Genomic DNA, 12,457 nt, shown 5'->3' with positions numbered 1-12,457 from the left:
GCTCAGCCCTCGGCTGCCGGCTCCCCCGGTGCGACCCCGCCGTCCGCGGTCTGCTCGGCGGGTACGCCAGCGCCTGCGTCGGCCTCCGGCGCTCCCTCGTCGACCGGGGCCGACGGCGGCGGCACCGTGCCCGTCGACTCGGGCGCCTGGCTCTGCGTCCCGGCCTGCGGCGCCGCACCGGCCGTCGAGCCGTCCAGACCCGCGGAGGCCGACGGCGGACCGGCTGCCCCCGGCCGACCCGCCGTCGGGGACCCGCCGCCGCTGCCACCGCCGTTGCCCGCGCCGCCTCCGTTGCCCGGCCCGGTCCCCGGCCGGGGGCCGTTGCCCGCGCCGTTCCCCGGGCCCGTGCCGTTGCTCGGCGCGCCGGGACCGCCGGACGCCGGCGGGCCGGACGCCGAGCCGCTCCCACCGGGAGCCACGAGCTCGAGGGGGAGGTCGACGACGTCGCTGAACCCACCGGGGAGCTGCTGGAGGGTCACGCGCAGCGCGCCGGTCCACACCCGCGGCTGGGGAGCGCCGTCGCGCTGGATCGTCAGCGCACCCGTCGTGGCCCCGCTGCCTTCCCGGACCAGCACCGGGCACTCCCCCGCTGCTGGCGTCGACGGCGTTCCGAGATCGGAGGTGATGCGGAGTTGGCCCGCGACACCGCAGTCCGGCGTGCCGGAGCTGTCGACGGACTCGATGCGGAGCGACCACGCCAGGTCTCCGGCCGTGGTGACCTGCACGGTGCCGCGGTCGCCCATGGCGAGCACCAGACCGGGTGCCACCGCCACCGCCTCGACGCCCAGGGACCCGGCGCCGGCCGAGGACTCGACGGTGGCCTGGTCGCTGAGCAGCGCCATCGTCCCGCTCGTCGGCGCCAGGGCTGCAGCGGCCAGCGCCCCGCCGAGCACCAGCCCGCCGATCGTGGTCCTCATGCTCACGACTGCTCCCTCCGACGTCGGCGCAGCACCAGGAAGAGCACCCAGAACAGCGCGGTCAGGCCGAGCAGCAGCGCACCCAGGGCCAGCGGGACGTCCAGCACCGTGCGGGTGGAGCCGGTCTCGGTGGTCTCGGCGCCCACCTCGACGTCGGCGGTGGTCGAGCCGACGTCGCCCCGCACGGTGCCGCCGCGTACGGCACCGCCCGCCGAGGAGGTCTGGTCGCTGCGGGGGTCGACGCGCTGGCCCCCGGTGGGTCCGCCGGGGCGCTGGCCCGCGGCCACTCCTCCGGCCCGGGACCCGTCGGTCGCCGAGCCCGGACCGGAGCCGACCGAGCCGGTACCGCCCGAGCCCGTGCCGCCCGAGCCGGAGCCGCCCGAGCCCGTGCCGCCCGAGGTGGTGCCGCCGGAGGAGGTCCCGCCGTTGGTGGACGTCGTGGGTCCCGTCGTCCCGCCGCCGGTGAGGCCGCCACCCGGCCCACCGGCCACGAGGGACAGGGTGAACCCCAGGGCGTCGGACTGGGCCAGGTCGTCGTCCTCGCCGTCGGGGAAGTCGAGCACGACCAGCAGGCACTCGGGGCCGGTCACCGTCAGCCGGCTGGTGGTGGCGCCGAACAGGTCCAGGGGCTGCGCCGCCGTCGTCGGCTCGCAGTCCCCGCCGGTGTAGCGCCCCGCGGCCACGGAGGCCACCACCTGCTCGGCGAGCTCACCCTCGTCGTCCCCGCAGGTGTCGTCGCCGGCCCGCACCTCGGGCGGGGTGCAGCTGTGCTCCTGCTGCCGCAGCTGCGCGACCGTCACCCCGAGCTGGTCAGCCCGGTCGGCCCAGGCGTCGGGGAGGTCCACGGTGGTCGCCCACTGCCCGCCGGGCAGCAGCGGCCCAGCACTCGCCCAGCCGGCGGGGACCACCACCAGCGCCGCCACGGCGGCCGTCACCGCGCAGGCCCGCAGGGCCAGGGGTCGTCGGGGCACGGGCACCATGCTCGGATGCCCACGCGCGGGCGCGCATCGTCGAAACAGACGATGCGCACGAGGCCTCGGGTGGTGAGCATCGGCGTGTGACCTCCGCCGTCCGGCTCGCCCGCCAGGTGCTCACCGTCGTCCTGGGCACGGTGCTGCTGGCCGTGACCTCCGTCGCGCTGCTCGTGGCCCTCTACCCGCGGGTCACCGACGGGCAGGCGCTCGCGGTGCTCAGCGGCAGCATGCGACCGGGCATGGAGGTGGGCGCCATGGTCTTCACCGAGCGGGTCGACCCGGCCACCCTCGGGCCGGGGGACGTCATCACCTTCGTGCGGCCCGGTGGGCAGGGCGAGTTGGTCACCCACCGCGTCGTGGCCGTCGACACCACCTCGGGGTCCCCGGCCTTCACCACCCGGGGCGACGCGAACGACGTCGACGACCTGGATCCGGTGCCCGCGGCCTCCGTCGTCGGCGCCCCCCGCTGGGTCGTGCCCGAGCTGGGCCGCTGGGCCAGCGTCGTGCACAGCCCCAAGGGGTTCGGGGCCCTGGTGCTGCTGACCTGTGCCGTCATCGCGCTCTCGCCGGGCCGCCGACCGGTCGAGCCCGACCCGGTCGAAGAGCCAGCCCTGACCGAGCCCGCACGGCTCCGTCTCGTCTGACCCGCTCGGCACTGCTTGACTGCAGCCGTGGACCTGCCCGTGATGCCCCCGGTCAAGCCGATGCTCGCCAAGGCGGCCACGAAGGTCCCCGAGGGCGACTTCTTCTACGAGCCCAAGTGGGACGGCTTCCGCTGCATCGTCTTCCGCGACGGCGACGAGGTCGAGCTCGGCAGCCGCAACGAGCGACCCCTCACCCGCTACTTCCCCGAGGTGGTGGAGGCGGTGAAGGCCCAGCTGCCCGAGAGGTGCGTGCTCGACGGCGAGATCGTGGTGCCGCGCGGGGACCGCCTGCACTTCGAGTCGCTGCTGCAGCGCATCCACCCGGCCAAGTCACGGGTGGACAAGCTCGCCGCCGAGACCCCCGCCTCCTTCGTCGCCTTCGACGTCCTGGCCCTCGGGGACGAGTCGCTGCTGGAGCTGCCCTTCCGCGAGCGCCAGGCGCGCATGCGCCAGGCGCTGGCCGGGGCCCGGGCCCCGGTGCACGTCACCACCCTGACCACCGACCCCGCGGTGGCCCGCCGGTGGTTCGAGGAGTTCGAGGGCGCCGGGCTCGACGGCGTCGTCGCCAAGCCCGCCGACGCCCCCTACTCCCCCGACCAGCGCACGATGACCAAGGTCAAGCACGTCCGCACCGCGGACGTCGTGGTGGCCGGTTTCCGCTGGCACAAGACCTCCACGCCGGAGAACCCCCTCGTCGGCTCGCTGCTGCTGGGCCTGTGGCGCGGCGACCACCTCCAGCACATCGGGGTGGCGGCCTCCTTCACCACCAAGCGCCGCGCCGAGCTGGTCTCCGAGCTCGAGCCGTACCGGGCCGACGCGGTCTCCGGCCACCCGTGGCAGGACTGGGCGAACGCGCAGGTCGAGGCCACGGGCGAGCAACGCATGCCCGGGGCGCAGAGCCGCTGGAACGCCGGCAAGGACCTCTCCTGGGTGCCGCTGCGGCCCGAGCTGGTCGTCGAGATCCGGTACGACCAGCTCGAGGGCGAGCGGTTGCGCCACACCGGCCAGTTCCAGCGCTGGCGACCGGACAAGGACGCCGCCGACTGCACCTACGACCAGCTCGACGTGCCGGTGCGGTACGACCTGGCGGAGGTGCTCGGCGGGCAGCAGGGAAGTTGAGAGGCTGACCACCTGTGGCCCGTGGAACGGGCGCGACGGACGAGACCCTCCTAGGGTGGACGACCGTGACTGCCGCTCCTCGCCGTCCCGCCGTCCTGGTGGCCCTGCTCGCCGTGCTGCTCGTCGTCGTCTCGGCGTGCTCGTCGGGCGACACCACCGAGCCGGCCGCGACCAGCTCGTCGGCTGCTGAGACCACCCCGACCGAGCTGCCGGTCGAGGCGGTCGAGTGGACAGACTGCACCGCCGACATCGCCCCGATCATCGCCGGCCGCCCCGGCTCCGACCGGGCGCTGACCTTCGGCTGCGGGCAGATCGAGGTGCCGCTGTCCTACGACGACCCGACCGGGCCGACGCTGTCGCTGTTCGCCGTCCGCGCCGTGTCGGCCACGCAGGCCGACCGCATCGGCTCGCTGGTGGTCAACCCGGGCGGGCCGGGGCTGTCGGCCACCGACGCCGCCGTGCAGTCCGCACTCACCCTGCCCGACGGCGTGCTCGGCCGCTTCGACGTCGTGGGCGTCGACCCCCGCGGCGTCGGGCTGTCCCAGCCGGTCGAGTGCATCCCGGCCGACACCAAGGACCAGCTCACGGCCGCCGACCCGCGGCCCACCAGCGCCGACCAGCTCGACACAGCCTTCGCCCTCGCCGACGACGTCGCCGAGGGCTGCGTCGACCAGTACGGCGCCGGCCTGGGCGCGTTCTCCACCGTCGACTCCGCCCGTGACCTCGACCGGGTGCGGCAGGCCGTCGGCGACACCCAGCTGACCTACCTGGGCTACAGCTACGGCACCACCCTCGGGTCGACCTACGCCGAGCTGTTCCCGCAGAACGTGCGTGCGCTGGTCCTCGACGGCGCGGTCGACCCCGACGCCGACCGCCAGGAGGCCGCCGAGGCCCAGGCGCAGGGCTTCGAGGCCGCCTTCGACGCGTTCGCCGCCAACTGCACCTCGCTGGTGGGCGGCTGCCCCGTCGGCGCCGACCCCCGCACCTTCGTCGGCGACCTGCTGACGCAGTCGGCGACGACCCCCATCCCGAGCAGCCGCGCCGGTGAGACCCGGCAGGCCACCCCCGGCCTCGTGCTGGCCGCGGTGCGCTCGGCGCTGTACAACCCCGCTGCCTGGCCGCAGCTGGCGCAGTCGCTGGCGTCCGCCCAGGCAGGGGACTCCGCCGGCGTGCTCACCCTGGCTGACACGTTCACCGGGCGGGCCGACGACGGCACCTACACCAACACCATCGACGCCAACATCACCATCAGCTGCTCGGACACCGAGGAGTCGTACTCGCAGTCCGACGTCCGCGCACTGGTGGCCGCGTGGGGCACGCAGTACCCCCTCTTCGGGGCCGATGCCGCGCTGTCGCTCTACACCTGCACGCCGTGGGACGCCCCCCGCACCCCGCTGCCCGAGCGGACCGCCGAGGGCGCCGCGCCGATCCTGGTCATCGGCACCCAGGGCGACCCGGTGACCCCGCTCCCCGGCGCCGTCGACATGGCTGCCGACCTCGAGTCCGGCGTGCTGCTCACCTGGCAGGGCAGCGGCCACACCGCCTACCCGAAGAACCAGTGCGTGGTCGACACGGTGGACGCCTACCTCGTCGACGGCACCGCGCCGGCCGCCGACGTGACCTGCCCCGCCTGACCGGACCCGCCCGGCCCGCCTAGGGTCGACCCGTGGCCAGCAGCAAGGACGCGGTGGTGCTCGAGGTCGGCGACCGGGAGGTCCGGGTCTCCAGCCCGGGTCGCGTCGTGTACGACGCGACGGAGACCACCCCGCAGGTGACCAAGCTGCAGGTCTGCGAGTACGTGGCCGCGCTCGCCGGCCCCATGCTGGCCGCGCTGCACGACCGCCCGACCGCCATGGAGCGCTGGCCCGACGGGTGGCACGAGGGCATGCGGCTGGCCACCGGCCCCCGTGACCCGGACGCCGACGGCTTCTACCAGAAGCGGCTGCCCAAGGGCGCTCCCGACTGGATCAGCACGGCCCGGATCACCTTCCCCAGCGGCCGCACCGCCGACGAGCTGTGCCCCACCGAGGCCGGCCACCTGGTGTGGGCCGCGCAGATGGGCACGCTCACCTTCCACCCGTGGCCGGTCCGCCGCCCCGACGTCGACCACCCCGACGAGCTGCGCATCGACCTGGACCCCCAGCCGGGGACGACGTTCGCCGACGTCCGCCGGGTTGCCGACACCACCCGCGAACTGCTCGCCGAGCTGGGCCTGCGCGGCTTCGCCAAGACCAGCGGCAACCGCGGCGTGCACGTCTACGTGCGGATCCGTCCCGAGCACTCCTTCGAGGACGTGCGGCACGCCGCGATCGGGCTGGGCCGCGAGCTGGAGCGCCGGGACGACGGCGTCACCACCGCGTGGTGGAAGGAGGAGCGCGGCGAGCGCGTCTTCGTCGACTTCAACCAGAACAACCGCGACCGCACGATCGCCGGCGCCTGGAGCCTGCGGGCCCGCCCCGGGGCACCGGTCAGCACCCCGCTGACCTGGGCGCAGCTGGCCGAGGTCGACGACCCGGCGGCGCTGAACCTGCACACCGTGCCCGAGCGGCTGGCCGACGGCGACCCGTGGGCCGGCATGGACGACGACGCCCACGACCTGGCCCCGCTGCTGCAGCTGTGGGAGACCCTGCCCGGCGGCGAGCTGAACTTCCCGCCCGACTACCCCAAGATGCCCGGCGAGCCCCCGCGCGTGCAGCCCAGCAAGAAGGTGGCCGCGCACTGGGACGACGCCGGCAACCGCGTCGAGGACTGAGGCCCGCAGCCACCCAGCCGCGGCTCCTCGGGCACCCGGAGCCCGTGCGCTGAGCGGCCGGGCAGACTCCGGGCGTGCGGTTCCTGCCCCTGACCGTCGTCTCGGGCGCCCTGCTGCTGTGGGGTGTGCTCGTCGTGCCGCTGCTGCCCGAGGGGCCCGGCGCGCGCACGGCGGCCAACCTCCTCGCGGTGGCGGCGCTGCTGGCGCTGACCCGGCTCCCCCGCGCCGAGCTCGGCCTGGCCCGCGGGCACGTCCGACCGGGCCTGCGGTGGGGTGGCCTCGTGCTGGCCGTGGTCGGTACCGGCTACCTCGTGGCGCTCGCCGTGCCCCCGGTGCACGCGCTGCTCGACGCCGCAGCCGAGCTCGGGACCACCGCCGAGCTGCTGCTGCGGCTGCTGGTGTTCATCCCGCTGGGCACCGTGCTGGCCGAGGAGCTGGCCTTCCGCGGCGTGCTGCTCGGGATGGCGCTGCGCCGGCTGCCGGTGCGCTGGGCGGTGGTCTGGTGCTCGGTCGTGTTCGGTCTGTGGCACGTGTCCACCGCCCGCACCCCCGACGCAGTCGACGGTGCGCCGGCGACGACGCTGGCCGTCCTCGGGACGGTCGTGGCCACGGCGGTGGCGGGTGCGCTGTTCGCCTGGTTGCGGCTGCGCAGCGGCAGCCTGCTGGCCCCCGTGGCGGCGCACCTGGCCACCAACGTGCTCGGGCTGGTGGCGGTGGCGGTGGCCGCCCGATGACGCGCCGGACACCCCGGTGGGGGGTGCGGTGCAGACGGGGCTGGACACGTGTGGTTAGGCTCGTGTCGTCGGGAAGGCTCTGTAAGTGGCAGGACCCCGACGCACGACCTCAGCAAGGAGCGAGCAATGCCCGAAGGAACTGTGAAGTGGTTCAACGCGGAGAAGGGGTTCGGCTTCGCCACCCCTGACGGCGGCGGCCCGGACGTCTTCGTCCACTACTCGGCGATCCAGACCAGCGGGTACCGCTCGCTCGACGAGGGTCAGCGCATCTCGTTCGACGTCGAGCAGGGCCAGAAGGGCCCGCAGGCTGCGAACGTCAACCCGGTCTGATCTCCTGACCGGGGGCTGACCTCAGCCACCTGAACCACCAGCAGCGCCCCTCGACCTCCGGGTCGGGGGGCGCTGCTGCGTCCGGCCTCAGTGCGCCCGGGGGACGTAGCCGCCGATGAGGGCGCTCATGAGCAGGGCGCCGTCGTGCTCGCCCACCGCGGTCGCGGCGTCGGCGAGGGCCTGCCAGCGGGCCCGCTCGACGTCGGTGGGCGCGTTCGCCGCCCGGGTGGCCAGCTGCTCGCCCAGCCGCTCCCACTCCGACTGCGGCGTGGGCCAGAGGCCGGTCAGCCGGCGGGCCTCGCCGGAGATGCCCGTGATCCGGACGACGTCGCCGGCCACGTTGGTCAGCGCCGCCACGTAGCCGGTGTCGACCAGGCCCCGCACGGCGGCGACCACCTGCGGCCGGGGCAGCCCGCTGGCCGGGACGACCTGGCCCAGGTACGGCGCACCCCCGTGCTCGGGGCTGTCGACCAGCCGGGCGATCGCCCGCAGCACGGGCAGGTCGCGGGTGAACCAGGAATCGGGCAGCAGCTCGGGCACCGGGCCACGCTACGCGGTGCCCGGTCCTGAGCTGGGCTCATGAGCGGTGCGAAAAGTCGTCACCTGTTGTTCATGGACCTGCGCACAGCCCGCTGACAGGATCGAGCGGACCCCCGACCTGCCACGGCCCACCGGCCAGCTGCGAGGAGAACCGTGTCCACGAGCAGAAGGGCGCCGGTCCTCGGCGTCGCCGTCACCGCCCTGGTGGCCTCCGGGCTGGCCACGGCCGCCCCGGCCGCCGCCGTGTCCCCCGACGTCGTCGTCGGCGAGGCCTACGGAGGTGGCGGCAACAGCGGCGCCACCCTGACCAACGACTTCGTCGAACTGCGCAACGACGGCCCGACGGCGGTCGACCTGTCGACCTGGTCGGTGCAGTACCTGTCCGCCTCGCCGACGGCGACCAGCCGCTGGCAGGTCACCGCACTGACCGGCAGCATCGCCCCGGGCGGCAACTACCTCGTGCAGCAGGCGGCCGGCACCGGGGGGACCACCCCCCTCCCCACCGCCGACGCCACGGGCACGACCGCGATGGCCGCCGCCTCGGGGACGGTCGCGGTGGTCCAGGGCACGGCCCCGCTGACCTGCCTCACCGCTGCCGACTGCGCCGCCGACGGCAGGGTGCGCGACCTGCTCGGCTACGGCAACGCCGCCGTTCGCGAGTCCGCACCCACGGGCACGCTGAGCTCGACGACGTCGGCCTCCCGCGGCGCCGGGCCGGACACCGACTCCAACGCGGCCGACTTCTCGGTCGGGGCCCCCACCCCGACCGGCTCCGGGGGCACGACCCCCGAGCCCGAGCCGGAGCCCGAGCCCGAGCCGGCGGGGCCGGCGTGCACCGCGCCTGCGCAGACCATCGGGTCGGTGCAGGGCAACGGCGCCACCAGCCCCGTCGCCGGCACCCGGGTCACCGTGCGCGGCACGGTGGTCGGCGACCTGCAGGCCGGCGGCCTGGGCGGCTTCCACGTGCAGGACGCCGGGGACGGCGACCCCGCCACCTCCGACGGCGTGTTCGTCTACGCACCGGGCGGGCGCGACGTGGCCCTGGGCGACGTCGTCACCGTGACCGGCACCGTCGCTGAGTACAAGGCAGCGAGGGACGAGCTGCCCGGCACCGCCACCCAGCTGACCTCCCCCGCCTTCACGGTCTGCGGCACCGGAGCGCTGCCCGAGCCCGCCGAACTGCCGCTGCCCTCGACCACCGAGCAGCGCGAGGCGCTCGAGGGCATGCTCGTCACCCTCCCCGCCGACCTCACCGTCACCGAGGTCTACGCCCTGAACACCTTCGGCGAGCTGCAGGTGTCCTCCGGCGGCCGGTTGCTCTCCCCCACCGAGGCCGTCGAGCCCGGGGACGCCGCCCGCGCCGTGGCGGCGGAGAACGCGCAGCGGTCGATCACGGTCGACGACGCCGTCAGCGCGAACCTGTCCACCAGCGGCGCGGCCCCGCCGTACCTGACCGCCACCGACCCGGTGCGGGTCGGTGACACCGTGGCCGCCCTGCAGCCCTCGGTGCTGGGGTACGGCTTCGACGCGTACCGGCTGCAGCCCGCCGACGGCACAGCCGACGGCACCACCTTCACCGCCACGAACCCGCGCACCGATGCCCCCGCGCCGGTGGGCGGCGACCTGCGCATCGCCGACTACAACGTGCTCAACTACTTCGTCACGTTCGGCGGCCAGTCCCGCGGGGCGGGGAACGCCGAGGAGCTCGCCCGCCAGCAGGCCAAGATCGTCGCCGGGATCACCGCCCTGGACGCCGACGTCATCACCCTGCACGAGATCGAGAACTCCGCGGTGACCACCCCGGCCACCCCCTACCGGGCGGTCGAGACCCTGGTCGCCGCGATCGAGGCAGCCGACGGGCAGGACTGGGAGTTCGTGCGGGCCCACGAGGACACCGACGTGATCACCAACGCGATCGTCTACCGCACCGACGCGGTGACCGCGGTCGGCGACCCGCAGGTGCCGGCCGACCTGACCGCCTTCGACAACGCCCGCAGCCCGATCGCGCAGACCTTCGCCGCACGGGGCGAGGTGTTCACCGTGGTCGCCAACCACTTCAAGTCCAAGGGCTCGGGCAGCGGCGCCGGCAACACCGACACCGGCGACGGCCAGGGCGCCTCGAACGCCGACCGGGTCGAGCAGGCCACCGCACTGGTGGCCTTCGCCCAGCAGCTGGAGGCCAGCACCGGCGACCCCGACGTCCTGCTCACCGGTGACTTCAACAGCTACCGCTACGAGGACCCGCTGGACGTCGTCCGCGCCGCCGGTTACCAGGACATGGGCCCGGTGCTGGCCCCCGACCAGTACAGCTACGTCTTCGACGGCGGGTCCGGGTCGCTGGACCACGTGTTCGCCTCGCCGTCGATGGCGCAGCGGCTGACCGGGCTGACGGTGTGGCAGACCAACGCGGTCGAGTCCTACGCCTACCAGTACGACGGCTACGGCCCGTTCTTCGCCCCGGACCCCTACCGGGCCAGCGACCACAACCCGACCGTGCTCGGCGTCTCGCTGGCACCGGTCGACCAGCCGGCCACGGCTGCCGTCGACGAGACCCGGCCGTTCCGCGGCGACCGCGTCACCGTCACGGGCACGGGCTTCGCCCCCGGTGAGCGGGTCACGGTCACCGTCGCCGGCCGCCCGTCCGGGTCGGGGACGGCGGACGACGCCGGGCAGGTCGTGCTGCGGCCGCGGGTGCCGGTGGTCCTGGGCGCGGGCGAGCAGCCGGTCGTCCTGACCGGGGGCTCCGGCGAGACCGCGACCACCACGATCACGCTGCGGTCGTTCTTCCAGGAGCTGGTCGACCGGTTCCTCCGCCTGTTCGGCTGAGCCACCCCGCACCGGCCCGTCACCCCGCGCTCCGGCGTGCGGGGTGGCGGGCCGGTCGTATCGTCGGGTGCATGACCCAGCACGTGGACCGGCAGCCCAGCGTCGTGAAGACCGACGAGGAGTGGCGCGCCCAGCTCACCCCCGAGGAGTACGCGGTGCTCCGGCAGGCCGGCACCGAGCGGCCCTGGATCGGTGAGTACACGGACACGAAGACCGTCGGCGTCTACCACTGCCGGGCCTGCGGGGCCGAGCTGTTCCGGTCGGAGACCAAGTTCGACTCGCACTGCGGCTGGCCGTCGTTCTACGAGCCGACGAGCGCGGACAACGTGGTGCTGAAGAGCGACCGGTCGCTGGGCATGGTGCGCACGGAGGTGCTGTGCGGCAGCTGCCACAGCCACCTGGGCCACGTCTTCGACGACGCCCCGCAGACCCCCACCGGTGACCGGTACTGCATCAACTCGGTCTCCATCACCCTGGCCCCTGCCGAGGGCTGAGCCGCATCCCCGGGCGCACCTGAGCAGTCCTGCTCAGGTGCGCCCGTCCACGGGTCGCGCATCCTGTGACCCATGTCCAGCGATCCTGCACGCCGTCGTCCCGGCCCGGCCGTCGTCCTGGGGGTGCTCGCCGGCGGGGTGACCGCGCTGCCCGCGCTCGCCGTCGGGCCCTGGATGCTCATCGGCCTCATGGCCGGCTTCTCGGGCACCGACCTCGGCACGGGCGAGCCGGGCCCGACCGACTGGGGAGCGGTGGTCATCTGCTCCGTCGGCCTGGTGCTGTGCGTCGCAGTGCCGCTGCTGGTGGGTTGGGGCACCTGCCGGCTGCTGGACCGGCTGGTCGTGGGCCGGCACCGGGGCGCGGCCGACCACCCCGACCGCGTCGGGCGCTAGGCCGGACCTCAGGCCAGGCCGGCCACCAGCTCCGAGGCCGACCGGCGGGCGCCGGTGTAGAACGGGATCTCCTCGCGCACGTGGCGCCGGGCCCGCGAGGCGCGCAGGTCACGCATGAGGTCGACGATGCGGTGCAGCTCGTCGGCCTCGAAGGCGAGCATCCACTCGTAGTCGCCCAGCCCGAACGAGGCCACGGTGTTGGCCCGGACGTCGGGGTAGGGCCGGGCCTGCATGCCGTGCTCCTTGAGCATGTCGCGGCGCTCCTCGTCGGGCAGCAGGTACCACTCGTAGGAGCGCACGAACGGGTAGACGCACACGTAGGCGCGCGGCTCCTCGTCGGCCAGGAACGCCGGGATGTGCGAGCGGTTGAACTCTGCCGGGCGGTGCAGGGCCATCTGCGACCACACGGGCTCCAGCCGCTGGCCGAGGGCGGTGCGGCGCAGCCGGGTGTAGGCCTCCTGCAGCGCCTCGGGGGTCTCGGCGTGCCACCAGACCATGAGGTCGGCGTCGGCCCGCAGGCCCGCGACGTCGTAGAGCCCGCGGACGACGACGTCCCTGCCGGCCAGCTCGTCGACCAACGAGCCGAGCTCGTCGGCGGCCTGCTGGCGGGGCTCGTCGCCGAAGGGGCGGGCGAGCCGGAACACCGACCACATCGTGTAGCGGATGGTGGCGTTGAGCTCGTTGGCCCGCTTGCCGGTGCTCTTCTGCTCGGGCTGGTCGGTCATGCCCGCCAT

The 12,457-nt window shown here is 74.8% G+C and carries 13 protein-coding genes; 9 read left to right on the top strand and 4 right to left on the bottom strand.

Annotated elements, in window-relative coordinates; translation table 11 throughout:
• Window positions 1-2: 2 nt before the first annotated feature.
• Together BLP29_RS17470 and BLP29_RS21340 are read right to left on the bottom strand one after the other, a co-directional pair.
• A complete protein-coding gene (locus BLP29_RS17470; protein ID WP_133379250.1) occupies window positions 3-923 on the bottom strand; it encodes a hypothetical protein in 921 nt (306 codons plus the stop codon).
• Window positions 920-1,888 (bottom strand): hypothetical protein, encoded by a 969-nt coding sequence (locus BLP29_RS21340; RefSeq protein WP_207798569.1) that lies wholly within the window; start codon window positions 1,886-1,888, stop codon window positions 920-922. Before BLP29_RS21340 ends, BLP29_RS17470 begins: the two co-directional genes overlap by 4 nt.
• Before the next feature lie 86 nt (window positions 1,889-1,974).
• On the opposite strand from BLP29_RS21340, the gene BLP29_RS17460 reads away from it, so the two are divergent.
• The 6 genes from BLP29_RS17460 to BLP29_RS17435 all read left to right on the top strand — a co-directional run bounded on the left by BLP29_RS17460 (window position 1,975) and on the right by BLP29_RS17435 (window position 7,470).
• Complete coding sequence (locus BLP29_RS17460; RefSeq protein ID WP_165839426.1) at window positions 1,975-2,535, top strand: signal peptidase I; 561 nt, start codon at window positions 1,975-1,977, stop codon at window positions 2,533-2,535.
• 27 nt (window positions 2,536-2,562) lie between these two features.
• Window positions 2,563-3,654 (top strand): ATP-dependent DNA ligase, encoded by a 1,092-nt coding sequence (locus BLP29_RS17455; RefSeq protein WP_092806861.1) that lies wholly within the window; start codon window positions 2,563-2,565, stop codon window positions 3,652-3,654.
• A gap of 65 nt (window positions 3,655-3,719) precedes the next feature.
• The gene (locus BLP29_RS17450; protein ID WP_243470064.1) at window positions 3,720-5,288 is read left to right on the top strand and encodes an alpha/beta hydrolase; all 1,569 of its coding nucleotides are present in this window, start codon (window positions 3,720-3,722) and stop codon (window positions 5,286-5,288) included.
• Window positions 5,289-5,320: 32 nt separating this feature from the next.
• The gene (locus BLP29_RS17445) at window positions 5,321-6,406 is read left to right on the top strand and encodes a DNA polymerase domain-containing protein (RefSeq protein WP_092806859.1); all 1,086 of its coding nucleotides are present in this window, start codon (window positions 5,321-5,323) and stop codon (window positions 6,404-6,406) included.
• Between the two features lie 74 nt (window positions 6,407-6,480).
• A complete protein-coding gene (locus BLP29_RS17440; RefSeq protein WP_243470063.1) occupies window positions 6,481-7,140 on the top strand; it encodes a CPBP family intramembrane glutamic endopeptidase in 660 nt (219 codons plus the stop codon).
• A 126-nt stretch (window positions 7,141-7,266) separates the two neighbouring features.
• A complete protein-coding gene (locus BLP29_RS17435) occupies window positions 7,267-7,470 on the top strand; it encodes a cold-shock protein (RefSeq protein ID WP_055766945.1) in 204 nt (67 codons plus the stop codon).
• 87 nt (window positions 7,471-7,557) lie between these two features.
• Here the strand turns inward: BLP29_RS17435 and BLP29_RS17430 are convergent, their stop codons facing one another.
• Window positions 7,558-8,010 (bottom strand): hypothetical protein, encoded by a 453-nt coding sequence (locus tag BLP29_RS17430; RefSeq protein WP_092806857.1) that lies wholly within the window; start codon window positions 8,008-8,010, stop codon window positions 7,558-7,560.
• A gap of 153 nt (window positions 8,011-8,163) precedes the next feature.
• Here BLP29_RS17430 and BLP29_RS17425 point away from each other — a divergent pair, with 153 nt between their 5' ends.
• From BLP29_RS17425 to BLP29_RS17415, 3 genes are all read left to right on the top strand, one after another.
• A complete protein-coding gene (locus tag BLP29_RS17425; protein WP_092806855.1) occupies window positions 8,164-10,836 on the top strand; it encodes an ExeM/NucH family extracellular endonuclease in 2,673 nt (890 codons plus the stop codon).
• A 71-nt stretch (window positions 10,837-10,907) separates the two neighbouring features.
• A complete protein-coding gene (msrB, locus tag BLP29_RS17420; protein WP_092806853.1) occupies window positions 10,908-11,330 on the top strand; it encodes a peptide-methionine (R)-S-oxide reductase MsrB in 423 nt (140 codons plus the stop codon).
• Window positions 11,331-11,402: 72 nt separating this feature from the next.
• Window positions 11,403-11,723, top strand: a complete 321-nt coding sequence (locus BLP29_RS17415; RefSeq protein ID WP_133379248.1) for a hypothetical protein — start codon at window positions 11,403-11,405, stop codon at window positions 11,721-11,723.
• An 8-nt stretch (window positions 11,724-11,731) separates the two neighbouring features.
• On the opposite strand, the gene hemQ is transcribed toward BLP29_RS17415, so the two are convergent.
• A complete protein-coding gene (gene hemQ / locus BLP29_RS17410; protein ID WP_092806849.1) occupies window positions 11,732-12,448 on the bottom strand; it encodes a hydrogen peroxide-dependent heme synthase in 717 nt (238 codons plus the stop codon).
• Window positions 12,449-12,457: the final 9 nt, after the last annotated feature.

The organism is Klenkia marina, assembly GCF_900101025.1.
GTDB classification, from domain to species: domain Bacteria; phylum Actinomycetota; class Actinomycetes; order Mycobacteriales; family Geodermatophilaceae; genus Klenkia; species Klenkia marina.
This window is presented reverse-complemented; position numbering and strand designations above follow the sequence as displayed.